Genomic DNA, 18,338 nt, shown 5'->3' on the forward strand with positions numbered 1-18,338 from the left:
ATAAAAGTAGCGTAGCTATATCATGTTGCAGTTGTGTAACAAATTTTTCAAAAAGTCATATTTGGGCTCATATTTTACATTAGTGTGACGGTTTCAAGCAATGGGATTAAAGCTAGTTAACAACTGGCATTTAATCCTGTTTTTTTATTTGAGGTGCGTTAAGATACTCTATGCAAACACTCGTTTGTCTTTTGCATTAATTAGACAACGAAAGTATGAGGAGAATATTTAATGAAAAAATCGCTTAAAATAGCTGTTGCAGCTATATCACTTTCTGCAACAATGGCACCATTATCAAATTTAAAAGTTGAAGCCATCGAAGCAGCCGCATTTACTTTAAACGCAGGTAGCTGGAGAAAACGTAGTTTAGAAGACGTACAAGCGTCTGTCAATGAAGTCGTTTCCTTAGGGAACCAAACATATATAGTTCAATGGGGAGATACTTTAGGAACAATTGCTGCAGCGACAGGCATTTCAGTCAATGACTTAGCAGCTATCAATCAAATTTCAAACCCTGACTTAATTATCTCAGGTTCTGTTATTTATTTTGATGCCGTTAATCATACCTTAACTTACACTGAACCAAGTGGAGAAGAAGTAACGGTAGCTGCTGAAGAAACTAACGTAGCAGAAGTCATTGAAGATACAACGATTGTGGAAGATACAACTGTTGTTGAAGATGGTTACTTAATTGATGAGATAGAAGAGTGGGATCTTGGTGAAGCAATGAACGCCAATCAAGACGAAAGTCCAGCAGAAGAAGTCGTAGTAGACGACTCAGCTCTGGAACAAGCTTTAGCTGAAGAAGAAGCTGCTCGTTTAGCCGAAGAAGAAGCTGCTCGTTTGGCTGAAGAAGAAGCCGCTCAATTAGCTGAAGAAGAAGCCGCTCGTTTAACTGAAGAAGAAGCCGCTCAATTAGCTGAAGAAGAAGCCGCTCAATTAGCTGAAGAAGAAGCTGCTCGTTTGGCTGAAGAAGAAGCTGCTCGTTTGGCTGAAGAAGAAGCTGCTCGTTTGGCTGAAGAAGAAGCCGCTCAATTAGCTGAAGAAGAAGCCGCTCGTTTAGCCGAAGAAGAAGCTGCTCAATTAACTGAAGAAGAAGCTGCTCGTTTGGCTGAAGAAGAAGAAGCCGCTCGTTTGGCTGAAGAAGAAGCTGCTCGTTTGGCTGAAGAAGAAGCTGCTCAATTAACTGAAGAAGAAGCTGCTCGTTTGGCTGAAGAAGAAGCTGCTCGTTTGGCTGAAGAAGAAGCTGCTCAATTAACTGAAGAAGAAGCCGCTCGTTTAGCCGAAGAAGAAGCCGCTCGTTTAGCCGAAGAAGAAGCTGCTCGTTTGGCTGACGAAGAAGCTGGTCGTTTGGCTGAAGAAGAAGCCGCTCAATTAGCTGAAGAAGAAGCTGCAAACTCAACTGATCCAACTGTTTATGGCACACCAATTGTAGTTGAAGCTACTGCATACTCGCGTAACGAAGCCGGTCTAGGAAACTTTACTGCAGATGGTACTGACTTACGTTTGGAACCAGCTGTTATCGCTGTTGACCCATCAGTCATTCCACTTGGAACAACGGTTTACATTCCTGGTTGGGGTTATTACCGTGCTGCTGACACAGGTGGCGCAATTGTAGGTAACAAAATTGATGTTCACTTTGAAAATGTCGCAGACACGTACCAATTCGGTCGTCAGTCGCTAACTATTTATATTGTTGACTAAGTAACTATAGAAAATCAGTGAGGCTAGGGTTAAACCTAGCTTCTTTTTTGTGTGTGTTGAGTTATTATTAAAGGGAAGACATTAATTTTGAAGTGAAAATTAACGTGTCGCATATTCAAACACTCAAGTAATTTTATTTCAAAAAATCATAATGAGTGCTAGAATTAAGCAGTGAAAATTTAATCAGAGGAGTTTTGTGAAATGAAAGATCAAACTAAAATAACATTCTGGGGTGGCCTAGATACAATCGGAGGCAACATCGTGAGTATCCAATTCAAAGACTACCGCATCATCACTGATTTCGGTGCATTAGCCGGAGTGAATATTATGGATTTACTTAGTAAGGAAACAACCCATTCTCATTTAGCATTAGGACAATTACCGGCAATTTCCGGCTTGTATCCCAAAGCAGCCATTGGTGATTTCGAACTGGAGAGTTTTGAGGAGTCAGCCTTAAATACAATTGTCTGTCTTTCACATTTACATCTAGATCATTTGGGTGCTTTTGGACAGTTGCCAGAAGAGCTACCTATTTATGCATTAGAAGAAGCTGTTGATTTTTATAAACAGTTAGAAAAAACAAGCTTACTGCCTAGTTATGCTGTTAATTGGCAAAAAGTGACTGCAGAAAGTACACTTCAACACGGACCTTTTGAGATTGTCTTTCATGAGAGTGATCATGATACAGTTGGCGCTGCAAGTATTTTTATTAAAACGCCAGATTTTAAAATTGTGTATTCAGGTGATTTCCGTTTATCGGGCTTCCATCCAGAAAAAGTCTTAAACTGGGCTCAAAAAGCACATGAGTTTGATGCGGACCTTTTCCTTGTTGAAGGAACAACATTTAGTCATTTTGCATCTGAGCCTAATCCAGTCGATGTAGCACTAGCGGAGGTGACACATTCGATTAATTCACCCAATGAAATCAAATTAATGAATTCAATTGAGGCCATCGCTCAAGAACACTCAGAGCAATTAATTGCTTTTAATGGTTACCCTCAAAATATTGAACGCTTATTAGTGTTAGCGGAATTATTCACCACTTTAGGCCGAACGCTCGTCATGGATCAGACCTATTTTGAATTAATGAAGCCTTATTTAACAGGTTATTTGAATGTAAAGTACTTACTTATAGATGGAAATGCGTCAATTGAGGTGACAGACGAAGCGGTTTCTTTGGAGATGCTTCGTGAGATGCCTCAACATTATATTCTTCAATTTGATTATGAACGTCACGAACATGTATTTACTTTACCTGCGGGTGTATATTTCCATTCGAACGGGATGCCACTTGGAAGTTACATGGCAGAATACGAACCTTATGTACGCCGTTTCGTTGAAGCTGGCTGGGAATTTTACCATGCGAATGTTTCAGGACATGCATCGCAAAGTGATTTATTATTAGTGAATTACTTGACCCAAGCTAAATTAGTCGTGCCATGGCATACATTTAAACCAGACTTTTATGGTCAAGCAATTGAAGAAATTGGTTTACAGACTTGGTTACCCGAATACCACGTTGAATACACGGCGGCTGAACTTTCAGATATGATTAAGTAAATTTAGGAGAGTAGATATGCAGAAAATTACGATTTTAATGACGAGTGACACACATGGTTACTGGATTGATGTGCCTAATCAACCAGACCAGTCATTATTAAATACAGCGGCGACACTGAAGCGTTTGAAGCAAGAGTCAACGCATCCAACCATCAGCATTGATTTAGGTGATTTCATTCAAGGATCAGCATTTGCGACTTATTGTAGTCAAATTGCTGAAAATGGGAGTGTATTTGCTAGAGCGATGAATGATCTTGCTTATGATGCACAGATTATTGGGAATCATGAGTTTAATTTTGGTCCTGAGTACCGTGAAAGTATTCTGAACCAAATCATGGCACCAATTATCTGTTCTAACATTGTCGATGCTCAAACAGGTCAACCTGTTTTAGGTCAACCTTATAAAGTAATTGAAGTTGAAGGAATTAAAGTCGGCATCATTGGAACGACGACTCATTACATCCCCAATTGGGAATTACCTAAACATTATGAAGGTTTAGCCTTCAAAGATGCATTCGAGACAACGAAGTTTTACGCTGAGCAGCTTCGCTCTCAAGTGGACGTTGTGGTGGTGGCTTATCACGGTGGCTATGAAAGAGATTTGGATACTGGCGAAGCATTAGAAGACTTAACAGGTGAAAACCAAGGGGCACGTATGTTACAAGAAATCCCTGAAATTGATGTCTTGTTAACGGGCCACCAACACCGTTTAATTAATCAACAAGTTAATAATGCTTGGACCGTTCAACCGGGTTATGCGGGTGAGTGTGTTGCGTCCATAACACTGACTTTAGACAATAAAGAAATTGTGCATATGACAGGAGAGCTTCATGATACAAGCCTGGACGCTGCAGATACTGCCATCAAAGACGTGGTTAATCCAGAACGTACAATAGGAGAGCAGTGGTTGAAACAAGTCTTAGGTACGGCGAAATTAGACGTGCCAGTTGCAGATGCTTTTGAAGCGCGTCTAACAGGGACACCTTTTGTTGAACTACTTAACCAACTACAATTAAAAGAAACAGGTGCCGACTTTAGTGCTGTCACATTAATCAACGAATCATTTGTGAAGTTTAAAGGACCGGTGACTAATGAAATTTTACTGGAAGTCTATCCTTACTATAATCGTATAGCGAAAGTTCAACTAAGCGGACAAGATCTATATGAGATCGTCGAATTCAACTTAGAATATTGGACTTTAAATGAAAAAGGTGAGGTCCAAGTCAACCCTGATTATATTGACCCTAAACCGCGTCATTATAATTATGACTTATTTACAGGTTTGACAACCATCGCAAACTTGAGCAAACCGCTAGGACAGCGTGTCGAGCAATTGCTTGATGAACGGACACAATTACCAATTGAAAGAGATCAAACTTATACAATTGCAGTGTCTCAATACCGTGCAGTTGGCGGCGGCGATTATAAAACCTACACCCCGGACAAAATAGTCTCGATTAGTGAGATTGATATCGCAACTCGTTTGCGTGAAGCCTTGGCAGACTTTACGTCTAAAAACTGGGCAGCGATTAATGCGAATTATCGACATGTTGAGTGGTTAACGCATTCCTAAGATGGTCATTCAAGCACCGATTTGACTAAAGCTGACATTTGCTGTATACTCTTCATATATTACGAAATCGTAATAACTTTTTGTAAAGGAGTGGTAAGCATGGATATGAAATTAATCATACAAGGTATCAATTATTATGCGAGAAAAGAAAAAATGTATGGGTTGGATGAAAGAGAAATAGCGTTACGACAAGAATTACGTGAAAGCTATATTAAACTCATTCGCTTATCATTTCAAGACCAAATCGAGCATGTAAAAGTAGTAGACATCGAAGGTAACGATTTAACTCCCGAATTCCTAAAAGGTATTCAACGTGGAAAACAAATACATGGTCGACACTTGGAACCTAAAAATGATTTGCCAACTAAGATGGAACAATTCTTAGCAGGAATCGAAGAATTCGATCCAGAAGAAGACGAGCAATAACAGTTTTTTTATTAAAAAAATTAATTTTATGAATAGCCTATTAAAGTCAGCTCGTCTGATTTTAGTAGGCTGTTTTGTTATATTGATGAGCGACGTCTAATGTAAAATGAGAACAACATGATAAAACGGTGATGTTAATATTAAATCGTTAAAAATTTACGAAAAATTTACAATAATCTGTTACTATTGATTCGAATGCTTTGAAAATTGAAGTTGAGGTGAAAGAATGCAAGTTAGATTTGAAAACGTGACAATGCAATTCGAAAATAAGAAAGTGTTGGACCAAATAAATTTTACTTTGCCTAGCAAAGAATTAATCTCTTTTTTAGGTCCTAGTGGTTGTGGTAAGTCAACGACCTTATACCTGATTTCTGGCCTATTGAATGCCACATCTGGAAAAATATTTTTCGGAGACAAAGATGTGACTAAACTTGATCCAGTAAAACGAAACGTTGGGTTAGTATTCCAAAATTATGCTTTATATCCCCATTTAACAGTTCGCGAGAATATTATGTTCCCACTAAAGATGGCTAAGCTATCTAAAAAGGAACGTAGCGAGCGTGCAGAAGAGATGGCATTATTGACGAAAATTGCTGATCAATTAGATAAATATCCACGCCAATTATCGGGTGGTCAACAACAAAGGGTCGCCATTAGTCGTGCTTTAGCAAAAGAACCAGAAATACTCTTAATGGATGAGCCATTAAGTAACTTGGATGCACGTTTGAGAATTGAAATGCGTGAAGAGATTCGTCGTATTCAACAAGAAACGGGTGTTACCACAGTATTTGTTACCCATGACCAAGAAGAAGCGTTGAGTATTGCGGATAATGTTATGGTACTTGAAAGTGGAGAAATCCAACAAATGACAGATCCAGTGACGCTTTACCGTAAACCAAGCAACTTGTTTGTTTCCAAATTTATCGGCTCACCTATTATTAACACCTTTACTAAAGACTCATTAGCTTTGAATCCAGAGTCAGCTTTAATACAAGAAAATTGGATGACTTTAGGCATTCGTTCAGAGCACTTTACGTTAGGAAATGAAGAAGATTACTTAATCCGTGCGGTCATTCAAAGAATCGAAACAATTGGTAAAGATATTACAATTCATTGTGAGTGGCAAGGTGAAAAATTTGTGGTGTCCGACTTAGAAACAGATTCAATTGTAGGAGATACACTTTACCTAAACGTTAGCCCAGACAACTTGTTATTATTCGATGAGAATGAACAACTAGTTGAAAGAAGGGTTGAGAATGAATAAGAAACCCACACTAAAAAGCACCTTACAGGCCTTATTGTATTTAGCTCCCATGTTGTTTTTTATTGGTGTGTTTACCGTCTATCCGATCATCAAGTCTTTCGATATGAGTTTTTATCTGAATTACAATATGTTAAGTGGCTCGATTGATGGGCGAGGTTTAGACAATTATCTTGAAATTTTCAACGATCCTAGCTTTTATACCGCATTAAAAAATACCGGTATTTTCATCATAGGTGTTGTACCGGCATCAATCGTCATTTCGGTTTTGATTGCCCTAATGTTAAATCAAATTCCAATTTTCAAAAGTTTCTTCCGAACGGTTTACTTCTTACCCTTTGTAACAAGTACGGTAGCCGTGTCGATTGTCTGGAGTTGGTTATATCACTCGCGTTACGGATTGATTAACTTTATTTTAGGCCTAGTCGGGATTGATGCAATTAATTGGTTGAATGATCCAAAAATGGCTTTACCAGCCGTGATTATCATGTCTATTTGGAAGGGCCTTGGCTTTAATATCCTACTGACTTTAGTTGGTTTAGGAAACATATCTGAAGACTACTATAAAGCCGCTAAGATTGATGGAGCGAATGCATGGAATAGGTTCTGGAATATTACGGTTCCCTTACTGCGTCCGACCTTATTCTTATTATCAATTGTTGGTATTATTAACGGTTCGAAAGTATTTGATGAAGTGTACTCATTATTTAATGGACGTCCAGGCCCAGCAGGCTCTGCGACCACTTTAGTCTATTACTTATTCCAAAAATTCTATGTGCAGTTTGAATACGGCGTAGCTGCTGCATCGGGCATTATTTTATTCGGAATTGTCCTGATTATAACCCTCATTCAATATGTTGGAAATTCCTATTTTGAAAAAAGAGGAGGATAATTCAGTATGAAAAACGTCTTTAAGTTAATTGCACTATATAGTATCTTGTTCCTAGGAAGTATCATCATGGTGTTACCTTTTTACTGGATGATTACGACGAGTTTAAAATCAGGTGGGGAAGCAATTCAAGTCCCACCCTCATGGTTGCCTGAAAACTGGCTTTTCTCGAATTACCAGAAAGCACTTGAAGCAGCCCCATTTGCCCGCTACTTTATCAACAGTGTGATTGTTACATTCACATCGACAGTGGGCGAGTTAATTACGAGCATTTTGGCAGCCTTTGCCTTTGCTAAACTAAAGTTTTGGGGTAAAGATATTCTGTTTTTATGTTTGTTAGCAACAATGATGGTGCCAGGTGAGTTAATGACCATCCCGAACTTCGTCACATTGGCGAGCTGGGGCATGATTAACACTTATTGGGCGCTAATTATTCCCTGGTTAGCAAGTGTATTCTCAATCTTTACGTTAAAACAATCCTTTCAATCAGTTCCTGATGAACTTTACTATGCAGCAAAAACTGATGGAGCAAGTGACTGGCGTTTCCTTTGGGAAATGATGGTACCACTTTCTAAATCTTCTATTGTGGCAGTAATGATTCTGAAAGTGATTGGAAGTTGGAATTCGTTCATGTGGCCATTAATTGTCACGAACGACACAGCACTACGTACTTTACCAGTAGGGTTACAAGCCTTTACGACCGAAGCCGGAACAAAGTTTGAATTGTTAATGGCTGCGTCGACATTGGTAGTTATTCCGATGGTTGTCATTTATTTATTGTTGCAAAAGCACATTATTCAAGGCATTTCTCGCTCAGGCTTGAAAGGCTAACGTTGTAGAATGCTCACATGATCTCTCAGGAGGGAAAATATTAATGAAAAAGATTAAATTAGTAGTTGCAGCTTTAGTTGCATTGGCAGTATCAAGCGTATTCGCACCTTTGGCATCTGCCCAAGAGAAAGTACAAGTTACTCTCTGGCATGCAATGAATGGTCCTCACCAAGAAATGATGACAACATTAGTAGAAGAATTTAACTCATCTCAAGATACAGTAGAAGTGGTTGAGCAAAACCAAGGTGACTATAGCACCTTACAACAATCAGTCATGGCATCTGCTGCATCTGGTGATTTACCAACAATGACTCAACTGACTTCATCAAACACACCAGACTACAAAAACCAAGGCTTATTGTTAGCTTTAGACGGTTTAATGACAGATGAAAACGGCTGGACTACTGAACTTAAAGACGGTATCTTCCCAGGATTCATCGACGGTGTAACTTACGATGGAGAAATTTTCGCTATTCCATTTTCTAAATCGGTTCGTTTAATGTATGTAAACGAAGACTTATTAGCTGAAGTTGGCGCAGAAGTACCAACAACTTGGCAAGAAGTTTTAGATTTAGGAGTGGCATTAGATGAAGCTGGAATTGATACACCAGCAATGGGTCTAGAAAATAGTATTTCTATGGAACTAGAAACAATGGCTCGTCAAAACGGCGCAACTTGGATTGCACCTGACTTATCAGCAGTAGAAATTGCTTCTGAAACAGCAACAGAGCCCGTTCAATTCATTTATGATTTAATTGCTGAGGGACACGCTCGTACAGCTGGTGAAGACGGCTTTATGTCAGGCCCATTCTCATCAGGTGAATCTGCATTATACATCGGTTCATCAGCTGGTTTATCTTATGTATTACCTGGTATTGAAGAATCTGGCATCACTTTAGGAACAGCTGAAATTCCAGTGTTTGGCGAAGGTGAGCCATTAACATTATTTGCAGGTAACGACTTAGGAATTTTCTCTTCTGCTACTGAAGAAGAACAAGCTGGCGCAGCACAATTTATGGCTTTCTTATTAGAAGCTGACAATACAGCTCGTTGGGCATCAGAAACAGGCTACTTACCAATTACAAGTCAAGGTACAGAATCTGACACATGGACAACATTCTTGGAAGAAAATCCATTAGTAGAAGCAGCTTCTACAGAATTAACTTACGGAATGTCTCAACCAGGTTATGTAGGCGCATCAGAAGTCTTTTCTGAAATCGAAATGGCAATTGAAAGAATTTTATTAAGTGACTCAGACAGCACAATGGAATTCCAAACAATTGAAGATTTAGTAAAAGGCCACTTAGGTTTAGAATAAACTTCATCCAACAACAATAAATAAATGACGAGAAACTAGGATACTTCGGTATGCTAGTTTTTTATTTAGGGAAAATAAGCCAAACACAAGCCACGCAGCCGCCACATCATGAAAAACGCCCCCCCTCTGGTTTCTTGGCACCTTACTAAAGTCTCCCATTACTCTGCCGTTCTAAATTGCTTTTCACTACTTCTAATTGTCCCCGTTAGCATCTAAGTGGCTGCGTTAGAATTAAACTGACAATAAGATTTTTATTTTAACAGGCTGACTGATAGGTTAAATCGACTTGTTCCCCACCTAACGTGCCCACTCATTTCTTTAGTTAAAACGTCAAAGATGATCGATTCTACTAACATCGAGCACAAAACGAATGAAGGTCATTTTTTGGTAAAAAGGGTGTGAAAATCGACTCAAGACTGGATATTCGTTAAAATAGACGAAAGAGTAGAAAGGGTGTGTCAGTCTGGTAAAGAGGTCTGAAGATTCAAAAAGGTTGCCAATAAAATAGCAGCGGATAGACTAGTTATGGTCAGAGGTGAAACATTAAGAAATGAGAAGGAAAAAAGCTGTCATAAGAAAGGCACTGAATAATTTCGCTAAACAATCGAAGCAATACTGCTTTAAATTTATAAAGAGGGAATGAAGATATAATGGATATGAATAAAGAACTTAAAGATGTGAAAGACCAAGCCGAAATCGTTCGAACCTTAATTGAGCAAGCTCTGGAGAAAATCGATAGTGCAAGAAATTGGGGGCTCTATGATATATTTGCAGGTGGCATGATTTCAAGCATGGTCAAAAGAGGGCGCATGAAAGAAAGTAATCAATTAATGGAAGAAATCGAACTGGCGTTGCAAAGATTACAAAAAGAGTACGGTGACATCAACTTGGAACTACCCGAGCAGTTAAATTTAGATTTTGCTTCTGAAATGTTTGATGTCTGGTTCGATAACATTTTTACAGACCTTTCCGTCCAGAGTAATTTAAAAAAACGCCGTGAACAATTAGTCTATCTCTATGACCAAGTCGACGAATTAGACAAGCTGATAACAATCGAATTAAACAAGTAAGAAAACTTAATAGCGCAAACACACACGCTAATCAGCCTTTGATGAAGGTTGATTAGCGTGTGTGTTATTTACTCCTATTTACAATAACGACCAAATCAGTCGTTTAATTCTAGACTCTTTTCTTCACCGTGTGCTACAAACTTCATGCAGATTAAAGCCACGATAAAACAAACTAAAGCAAAAACGAACAAGAGATGATCAGTTTGAAACACATCTTGCAACAAACCATAAAAAATTGGGCTTACAATGGAAGCTGAGAAAGAGAAGAGGTAATAGTAACCAGTAAAAGTCCCAATCGACGTAATCGAAGCGAACTCCAGCACCATCGGTAGGGAATTGATATTAATCAACGCCCAGAAAAAACCACCAATCATTAGGAGAAGCTGCAATAAATGTTGACTAGGTTGGGCGATAATCAAGACGAAAATTCCGATAAAGCCCACAATGCCAAACAAAATTGTTTTCTTACGTCCAAACTTGTGACCGAGGCGACCCGCCGGAATAGCAAACAACAAGAAAAATAATGAGAAACCTGCTAACATGACCGTCGCTTGCCCACCACTAATTCCATAAGTATTCGTCGCATACAAGGTAAAGAAGGTTTCAATCGCATTATTACCCATGAACCAAGCAAAAATTGCTAACAATAAAGCACCTAAACTTACTTTATATTGCGAAGGTAAAGCCATGAAGGTAGTCATACTCCCCGTCTTCGACTTAATCTTTGACAAACTCTCAAAGTCGGTAACTGATTGAGTCGACAGCTCGGCTTGATACAAGCTAAATTGGTCCCTAGCAGTTCGCGCCCAACGATTGGCAATCGTATCACGAATCGGTAACTGCTTTTCTTCTCTAAAGCTAATCGAATCCGGATCACGAACAAACAAATACAGAAAGATTAAGGCAAGCATCATAATCACCGATGCCATTAAGAAAGCATAAAACTTGTCCTCGCGAATATCCGACAACAGGCCACCATAATAAAACGCAATAATTGACCCAAGGCCCCCCATTAAATTAATAATTCCATTGGCTTCACTGCGCAAAGGCGACGGCGTCACATCCGGCATAATTGCTACCACAGGACTCCGCCACAAAGCCATTAATAGGTTAAAGGCAATAATAACGCCCATGAATTGCCAAAGAATCATCTGCAAAGGAATGAATGCAAACAGAAACGCGCAAATCGGAATAGCAAGCACAATCCATGGCAACCGTCGCCCTAAACGACTCCTAGTTTTATCACTCCAAGCACCAATCAAAGGCTGCAGAATAACCCCAAAAAAATTATCAATCGTCATAATCGTCCCAATCATCGTCCGACTCATACTGAACCGCTCATCCAAAATCAAAGGCACCTGAGCATTATAAACCGCCCAAGCCAAACTCGAGGCCATAAAGCCCACGCCAATCAGAGAAATTTGCCAATAATTCAACCTTAACCCCTTCTTAGAATTCATTTGCCACCCCTCCCTTAAAAGCAGACTTAGTTTGCATTATTATATAACAAAATAGGATTGATAGGAACACTGTTTCAAAAGGAAGTTTGTGAAAAAAATAAAGACGGCAGAAGAGAACGAACTTCAAAAAAGGTTGGCGCCCTCATAAGAAACAAAAGAGCGACACACTACAAAAGTAATGTGTCGCTCTCACTCAGTTATATTTAAACCGTTTCGTCAGCCTTAATCTCTAAACGCATATTTAAATTAAGGTAGCCGCGCTCGCTTTTTAAGACGAAGGCATTAGACCGTAATTTTAAATCAATTATGTTTTCTTGATCTAAATAAATTAATGCAGACTTTTGCGCTTTAATTGGCCCTAAATTACTTTCAATCGTCGTATCGTACACTTCTTGGGCATCATTGGCTCTTAGAATGAATACACCAGAATTTGCACAGGCACAGACCTCTGTGCCAGTATCATAAAAAAGACTCAGCTGATTGACTGCTGCTTTCTTTTCAAGAAATGTGCTTGCCTCTTGGGTAAATGTTAAATTCATCTAATCACTCCCTTTACTACTTCAATTATAACGCAACAGTCAGCTTTAGACCATAATATTACATTTAATATTTAGTAAAAGATGCAGATGAAGATGAAGATGAAGAGATGGCTGTTTGAAGTAGACTCCCAGGTGATGTAGCGATTTGTTATATCACTTCCAGGTGATGTAGCGATTTGTTATATCACTTCCAGGTGATGTAGCGATTTGTTATATCACTTCCAGATGATGTAGCAGTTTGTTATATCACTTCCAGGTGATGTAGCGCTTTGTTATATCACTTCCAGGTGATGTAGCGCTTTGTTATATCACTTCCAGGTGATGTAGCGATTTGTTATATCACTCCCAGGTGATGTAGCAGTTTGTTATATCACTTCCAGGTGATGTAGCGCTTTGTTATATCACTTCCAGGTGATGTAGCAGTTTGTTATATCACTCCCAGGTGATGTAGCGCTTTGTTATATCACTTCCAGGTGATGTAGCAGTTTGTTATATCACTTCCAGGTGATGTAGCGATTTGTTATATCACTTCCAGGTGATGTAGGGATTTGTTATATCACTTCCAGGTGATGTAGCGATTTGTTATATCACATCCAGGTGATGTAGCAGTTTGTTATATCACTTCCAGGTGATGTAGCAGTTTGTTATATCACTTCCAGGTGATGTAGCGATTTGTTATATCACTTCCAGGTGATGTAGCAGTTTGTTATATCACTTCCAGGTGATGTAGCGGTTTGTTTTATCACTTCCAGGTGATGTAGTGCTTTGTTATATCACTTCCAGGTGATGTAGCAGTTTGTTATATCACTAAACATTGATAATGCAGCTAACGACATCAATTTTATTAGGCGTTTCCAATCCAATATTCTTCAACAACTAACAAAAAAAGAGTCGACCAGATGGTCGACCCCTTAATTTATTTAAATAAAGGCCATCACAATGTAGTTTAAGATGAACAGTACAATGGATACCCAGATAAGAGGGTGAACGTCTTTTCCTTCACCTTTTACAGTTTTTACTAAACCGTATGTGATGAAACCAGCTGCAATACCATTTGAGATTGAGTAAGCAAGCCCCATAAAGATTGAAGCAAAGAATGCTGGAACAGCTTCAGAGAAATCAGACCAGTCCACATCGTTTAAAGAAGCAATCATCAAAATACCTACAATAATTAAAGCAGGAGCAGTTGCTTGCGTTGGCACAATGCCAATCACTGGTGAAAGGAACATCGCTAATAAGAAACAAATAGAAGTGACAACAGATGTCATACCTGTACGACCACCAGCGCCAATACCTGCAGCAGATTCAACATAAGTTGTTACGTTCGATGTACCAAACAATGCACCAACTAATGTACCAATTGAATCACCAAACAATGCTTTATCCATTTTTGAACTGAAACCTTTGCTGTCTTGAACCGCTTTTTCATCTTCTTCAGAGAAGATACCAGTACGACGACCAGTTCCAATAAATGTTCCGATTGTGTCAAAGATATCAGATAAACTGAATGAGAAAATAGTAATTAATACAATTGGTAATTTAGTGAGGTCTGAGAATAAAGACGGTAGGCCTGCAGGGGTGAAAATTACCAAGAATGTTTCACCTAAATCATCAAATGCACTTGCTAATGAATTGTCTACTAAATTAATGGTTGATAAATCGACTAAGCCCATTGGAATAGCTAATAAAGTTGTAGCAACAATTCCAATTAGAATCGCACCTTGAATATTTTTAAGCATTAAGACAACTGTAATCACTAAACCAATTAAAGCAAGTAACACACCTGGATCTGTGAAGTTAACTAAAGCAGGAAGTGCTCCACTGTTGGCAACAAGTGAGTCGATTCCGTTTGTAATTGGAGCTGTTGGGTCGCCACCGTTAATTGATAAGATGTTGTAGCCGTCCACCGTAAAGTTTAATAAACCAGCATTCTTAATTCCGATATAGCCAATGAAAATCCCAATACCTGCAGAAATCGCATGTTGCAATGAATCTGGGATAGCAATAATTAACATTTTACGAACTTTTGTGACTGTTATGACAATATTAACAACCCCACAAATAAATACCATTGCAAGTGCTTCTTGCCATGTAAAGCCTAAAGCAAAAACAACTGTATACGTAAAGAAGGCGTTTAGCCCCATACCTGGTGCAACTGCATAAGGCACGTTAGCAAATAATCCTAAAATTAAAGTTGCGATAGCAGAAGAAAAAATAGTTGCTAGAAATACAGCCTGACTAGGCATACCTGACAAAGCTAATAATGACGGGTTAACAAAAATAATGTATGACATTGCAAGGAAGGTCGTAATCCCAGCTGTAATTTCTGTACTTAATTTAGTACCGTTTTCTTCGAACTTAAAAAAATTTTCCACAAAAATCCTCCTAAAATAATGAACTCTTCATAATTACAAAAATGAGTATAGCATATTAAATTCCTTAAAAAAGCATAAAACAGAACTATTTAATTTTAAATAACATAAACGTTCGTGTTTATTTCGTTGAGCGCTTTTTTGTGAAATAAGCGTGATTTTATGGTCAATAACTATTACCGAATGATTACGGAATTTTATAAAACAGCCATTCCAGTTGCTCGTGAATGTTAGCGAAGGGGTAATATGGTATAATTATGGATGCTAAAGCAAAGAAAGGGGTGCATAGAGATGGAAGCATATATAGATGAGCGTTTTGAAGAAGCCTTTGTTATCGGTGATATTCATGGAATGAAGGAATCACTTGAAGACATGTTGAAAAATTGGAATCGTGATAAACAACAATTAATTTTTGTTGGCGATTATATTGATCGTGGGCCACAATCTGCTGATTCTTTGCTACTTGTACGAAAACTTCAGATGGAATACGGGGCAATTTGCTTGAGAGGGAATCACGAAGAAATGTTTTTAGCTTTTCTTCAAAATCCGATTAGTAAATGGACCCTCTATGAAAGAAATGGTGGTTTGAGCACTGTTTCGCAATTGTTAGGGGAATCGACACTAACCGTCAGTCAATATTCTCGTATTAAACTTGCGAGATTATTAAATGAACGCTATCCATGGTTGGAAAGCTGGCTACGCGATTTACCCTATTTTGTAGAATTTGGGAATTTTGTCGTTGTGCACGCCGGACTTAATTTGCGTTTAGATGATTGGCGACACACGAGCCCACATGATATGGTTTGGATTCGTCAGGACTTTCACGAAGCCGCCAACCAAACGGGCAAAACGATTGTCTTTGGACATACGCCCGTAATGAATTTGCACAATAACCGATCGGCCGTCCATGTTTGGCAAAAAGATGACAAATGGGGTATCGATGGCGGCGCAGTTTATGGTGGAAGTTTACTGGCTTTGCAGATGAATCGCCAAGAAGTAAAACAAATGTTTCAAGTAAAGAGTTAGGAGACGGACATGACAGAGGTATTAGAAGACAAGCAAGTAATTAAGCAAATTAGTAGTGAGGTTCAAGTTAAACCCACGCAAGTAGATTCGGTGTTAAAATTATTAGGAGAAGGCAATACCATTCCTTTTATTGCACGTTACCGTAAAGAAGTGACGGGTTCGTTAGATGAAGTTCAAATTCATTTGATTGAGCAAAAATATCAATACATGATGAATATGAGACAAAGAAAAGAAGAAGTGACGCGTTTGATTGGTGAGCAAGACAAGCTGACAGATGCCTTAAGTCAGCAAATTGAACAAGCAACGACTTTACAACAAATTGAAGATATTTATCGTCCATTTAAACAAAAACGTCGCACGAAGGCGATGACCGCAGAAGAAAATGGCTTATCACCTTTAGCGGATTGGTTGCAATCGAGCGCTGATCCACAAGTAACGCCTTTAGAAAAAGCAGCGGAATATATCAACGAGAAAGTTGAGACGGCTGAAGCTGCCTTAGCAGGTGCACATGAAATTATTGCACAAGAAGTCTCTGATAATGCGACTTACCGTGAATTTATCCGTAAGTATTCTCGATACAATGCGAAATTGACGACTAAATTAAAAGATGAAAGTTTAGACGAAACTAAAGTCTATCAAATGTATTATGATTTTTCAGAAGGCATTAACAAGTTGCCCGAACACCGTATTTTGGCAATCAATCGTGCTGAAAAAGAAGGAGTTCTATCCGCAAAACTTGTGATTGATGAAGTGCCTGTGATTCGCTATATGAGTCAACGAACGATTGCTTCTGCACTTCCAGAAGTTAGACGTGAGTTAATTCAAGCGGCTATCGAGGATAGCTACAAACGTTTCATTGGACCAGCGATTGAACGTGAGTTGAGAAATGAAGCAACAGAAAGAGCAGACAAACAAGCCATTCAAGTATTCGGTGATAACTTGCGTCACTTACTGTTACAACCGCCACTAAAAGGGCGTATCGTATTAGGATTAGACCCAGCTTACCGTACAGGATGTAAGTTAGCCGTTATTAATGAAACGGGACGTGTCTTGGATAAGGACGTTATTTACCCTCATAAACCTGCCAACGCTAAGCAAAGAGCCGCAGCGAGACCGGCATTAAAAGCAATGATTGAAAAACATCAAGTTGACGTAATTGCAATTGGTAACGGAACAGCCAGCCGCGAATCAGAAACCTTTGTAAACGAAATCGTTCAAGAATTAGACCGTAAAGTTCAGTTTATTGTCGTCAACGAAGCTGGCGCTTCCGTTTATAGTGCGAGTGAAATTGCCCGTCAAGAATTCCCAGATTATCAAGTGGAAGAACGAAGTGCGGTAAGTATTGCGCGTCGTTTACAGGATCCTTTAGCTGAGTTAATTAAAATCGATCCTAAATCGATGGGAGTCGGTCAATACCAACATGACGTGGCTCAGAATATGTTAACTGATCAGTTAGATTTCGTGGTAAACATCACGGTGAATCAGGTTGGTGTGGACATTAACACAGCCAGCGTCCCTTTATTACAACACGTTTCTGGTTTAACGACGACAACAGCTAAAAACATTATTGCTTTGCGTGATGAAATAGGACGCTTTGACAACCGTACGCAAATTAAAGATGTCAAACGTTTAGGACCTAAAACTTATGAGCAAGCGGTTGGTTTCTTACGTATTCTTGATGGGAAGAATCCATTAGACCAAACAAGTATTCACCCTGAAACTTATAAAGATGCTAAGAAGATTCTGAAGATGGCTGAAGTTGACTTATCAGAGTTGGGTACAGACGATGCGAATAAGAAATTAAAGACAATCGACGTTAAAACTTTAGCCCTTGATTCTGATTTAGGTGTGGAATCATTACAAGATATCATCGATGGCTTAATGAATCCTAGCGCAGATATTCGTGATGGCCAGGATGCACCTATCTTACGTGAAGACGTGTTAACGATGGATGATTTACATGAAGGTCTACAGTTACAAGGGGTGGTTCGTAACGTAGTAGACTTTGGTGCTTTCGTGGATATCGGCGTAAAAGAAGACGGCTTAATTCACATTTCTAAGTTATCTAGAAAATTCATTAAGCATCCTTCCGAAGCAGTTTCAGTTGGAGATATTGTTGAAGTAGAAGTGATTTCTGTTGATAAGGCGAAAAGTCGTATCGGTTTGAAACGTTTATTCCCTAAAATAAATAACTAATTCAGTATACTAGTGGTCATGATTTTTCAAGATCCACTAGTATTTTTTTTGGATTGTGAGGTGCAATCTGATAAGCAATGCGGTAAAATAGATTCAACTTAAATTCTGTGCTT

General features: G+C 38.9%; 14 protein-coding genes. 11 read left to right on the forward strand and 3 right to left on the reverse strand.

Annotation, left to right across the window (positions count from 1 at the left end):
• Window positions 1–231 precede the first annotated feature (231 nt).
• The 9 genes from ACTQ5J_RS00160 to ACTQ5J_RS00200 all read left to right on the forward strand — a co-directional run bounded on the left by ACTQ5J_RS00160 (window position 232) and on the right by ACTQ5J_RS00200 (window position 10,632).
• The gene (locus ACTQ5J_RS00160; protein ID WP_441749933.1) at window positions 232–1,704 is read left to right on the forward strand and encodes a 3D domain-containing protein; all 1,473 of its coding nucleotides are present in this window, start codon (window positions 232–234) and stop codon (window positions 1,702–1,704) included.
• Window positions 1,705–1,905: 201 nt separating this feature from the next.
• On the forward strand, window positions 1,906–3,264 hold the full coding sequence (locus ACTQ5J_RS00165) for an MBL fold metallo-hydrolase (RefSeq protein ID WP_441749934.1): 1,359 nt from the start codon (window positions 1,906–1,908) through the stop codon (window positions 3,262–3,264).
• A 16-nt stretch (window positions 3,265–3,280) separates the two neighbouring features.
• Window positions 3,281–4,837: a bifunctional metallophosphatase/5'-nucleotidase gene (locus ACTQ5J_RS00170; RefSeq protein WP_441749935.1), complete on the forward strand. Its 1,557-nt coding sequence runs from the start codon at window positions 3,281–3,283 to the stop codon at window positions 4,835–4,837.
• 99 nt (window positions 4,838–4,936) lie between these two features.
• Entirely contained in the window at window positions 4,937–5,263 is a 327-nt protein-coding gene (locus ACTQ5J_RS00175) for a DUF896 domain-containing protein (RefSeq protein ID WP_441749936.1), read from the forward strand.
• A gap of 226 nt (window positions 5,264–5,489) precedes the next feature.
• Entirely contained in the window at window positions 5,490–6,527 is a 1,038-nt protein-coding gene (locus ACTQ5J_RS00180; RefSeq protein WP_441749937.1) for an ABC transporter ATP-binding protein, read from the forward strand.
• A complete protein-coding gene (locus ACTQ5J_RS00185) occupies window positions 6,520–7,416 on the forward strand; it encodes a carbohydrate ABC transporter permease (RefSeq protein WP_441749938.1) in 897 nt (298 codons plus the stop codon). Before ACTQ5J_RS00180 ends, ACTQ5J_RS00185 begins: the two co-directional genes overlap by 8 nt.
• A 6-nt stretch (window positions 7,417–7,422) precedes the next feature.
• Window positions 7,423–8,244, forward strand: a complete 822-nt coding sequence (locus ACTQ5J_RS00190) for a carbohydrate ABC transporter permease (RefSeq protein ID WP_441749939.1) — start codon at window positions 7,423–7,425, stop codon at window positions 8,242–8,244.
• A 43-nt stretch (window positions 8,245–8,287) separates the two neighbouring features.
• Window positions 8,288–9,562: an ABC transporter substrate-binding protein gene (locus tag ACTQ5J_RS00195; RefSeq protein ID WP_441749940.1), complete on the forward strand. Its 1,275-nt coding sequence runs from the start codon at window positions 8,288–8,290 to the stop codon at window positions 9,560–9,562.
• 650 nt (window positions 9,563–10,212) lie between these two features.
• Window positions 10,213–10,632, forward strand: coding sequence for a hypothetical protein (locus ACTQ5J_RS00200; RefSeq protein ID WP_441749941.1), 420 nt, complete (start codon window positions 10,213–10,215; stop codon window positions 10,630–10,632).
• Between the two features lie 95 nt (window positions 10,633–10,727).
• Here ACTQ5J_RS00200 and ACTQ5J_RS00205 read toward each other — a convergent pair whose 3' ends face one another.
• From ACTQ5J_RS00205 to ACTQ5J_RS00215, 3 genes are all read right to left on the reverse strand, one after another.
• Window positions 10,728–12,092 carry an MFS transporter gene (locus ACTQ5J_RS00205; RefSeq protein WP_441749942.1) on the reverse strand — a complete coding sequence of 455 codons (1,365 nt, stop codon included), beginning with the start codon at window positions 12,090–12,092 and terminating at the stop codon, window positions 10,728–10,730.
• A 203-nt stretch (window positions 12,093–12,295) separates the two neighbouring features.
• Window positions 12,296–12,631 (reverse strand): iron-sulfur cluster biosynthesis family protein, encoded by a 336-nt coding sequence (locus ACTQ5J_RS00210; RefSeq protein ID WP_441749943.1) that lies wholly within the window; start codon window positions 12,629–12,631, stop codon window positions 12,296–12,298.
• Between the two features lie 920 nt (window positions 12,632–13,551).
• On the reverse strand, window positions 13,552–15,006 hold the full coding sequence (locus tag ACTQ5J_RS00215; protein WP_441749945.1) for an NCS2 family permease: 1,455 nt from the start codon (window positions 15,004–15,006) through the stop codon (window positions 13,552–13,554).
• 288 nt (window positions 15,007–15,294) lie between these two features.
• On the opposite strand from ACTQ5J_RS00215, the gene ACTQ5J_RS00220 reads away from it, so the two are divergent.
• Window positions 15,295–16,029: a metallophosphoesterase family protein gene (locus ACTQ5J_RS00220; protein ID WP_441749947.1), complete on the forward strand. Its 735-nt coding sequence runs from the start codon at window positions 15,295–15,297 to the stop codon at window positions 16,027–16,029.
• Window positions 16,030–16,038: 9 nt separating this feature from the next.
• Complete coding sequence (locus ACTQ5J_RS00225) at window positions 16,039–18,225, forward strand: Tex family protein (RefSeq protein ID WP_441749948.1); 2,187 nt, start codon at window positions 16,039–16,041, stop codon at window positions 18,223–18,225.
• Window positions 18,226–18,338 lie beyond the last annotated feature (113 nt).

It is taken from the genome of Fundicoccus sp. Sow4_F4 (genome assembly GCF_052116145.1).
Classification (GTDB): domain Bacteria; phylum Bacillota; class Bacilli; order Lactobacillales; family Aerococcaceae; genus Fundicoccus.

Coding starts and splice junctions, on each gene's coding strand:
- ACTQ5J_RS00160 (WP_441749933.1), top strand. CDS start 232: ATGAAAAAATCGCTTAAAATAGCTGTTGCAGCTATATCACTTTCTGCA.
- ACTQ5J_RS00165 (WP_441749934.1), top strand. CDS start 1,906: ATGAAAGATCAAACTAAAATAACATTCTGGGGTGGCCTAGATACAATC.
- ACTQ5J_RS00170 (WP_441749935.1), top strand. CDS start 3,281: ATGCAGAAAATTACGATTTTAATGACGAGTGACACACATGGTTACTGG.
- ACTQ5J_RS00175 (WP_441749936.1), top strand. CDS start 4,937: ATGGATATGAAATTAATCATACAAGGTATCAATTATTATGCGAGAAAA.
- ACTQ5J_RS00180 (WP_441749937.1), top strand. CDS start 5,490: ATGCAAGTTAGATTTGAAAACGTGACAATGCAATTCGAAAATAAGAAA.
- ACTQ5J_RS00185 (WP_441749938.1), top strand. CDS start 6,520: ATGAATAAGAAACCCACACTAAAAAGCACCTTACAGGCCTTATTGTAT.
- ACTQ5J_RS00190 (WP_441749939.1), top strand. CDS start 7,423: ATGAAAAACGTCTTTAAGTTAATTGCACTATATAGTATCTTGTTCCTA.
- ACTQ5J_RS00195 (WP_441749940.1), top strand. CDS start 8,288: ATGAAAAAGATTAAATTAGTAGTTGCAGCTTTAGTTGCATTGGCAGTA.
- ACTQ5J_RS00200 (WP_441749941.1), top strand. CDS start 10,213: ATGGATATGAATAAAGAACTTAAAGATGTGAAAGACCAAGCCGAAATC.
- ACTQ5J_RS00205 (WP_441749942.1), bottom strand. CDS start 12,092: ATGAATTCTAAGAAGGGGTTAAGGTTGAATTATTGGCAAATTTCTCTG.
- ACTQ5J_RS00210 (WP_441749943.1), bottom strand. CDS start 12,631: ATGAATTTAACATTTACCCAAGAGGCAAGCACATTTCTTGAAAAGAAA.
- ACTQ5J_RS00220 (WP_441749947.1), top strand. CDS start 15,295: ATGGAAGCATATATAGATGAGCGTTTTGAAGAAGCCTTTGTTATCGGT.
- ACTQ5J_RS00225 (WP_441749948.1), top strand. CDS start 16,039: ATGACAGAGGTATTAGAAGACAAGCAAGTAATTAAGCAAATTAGTAGT.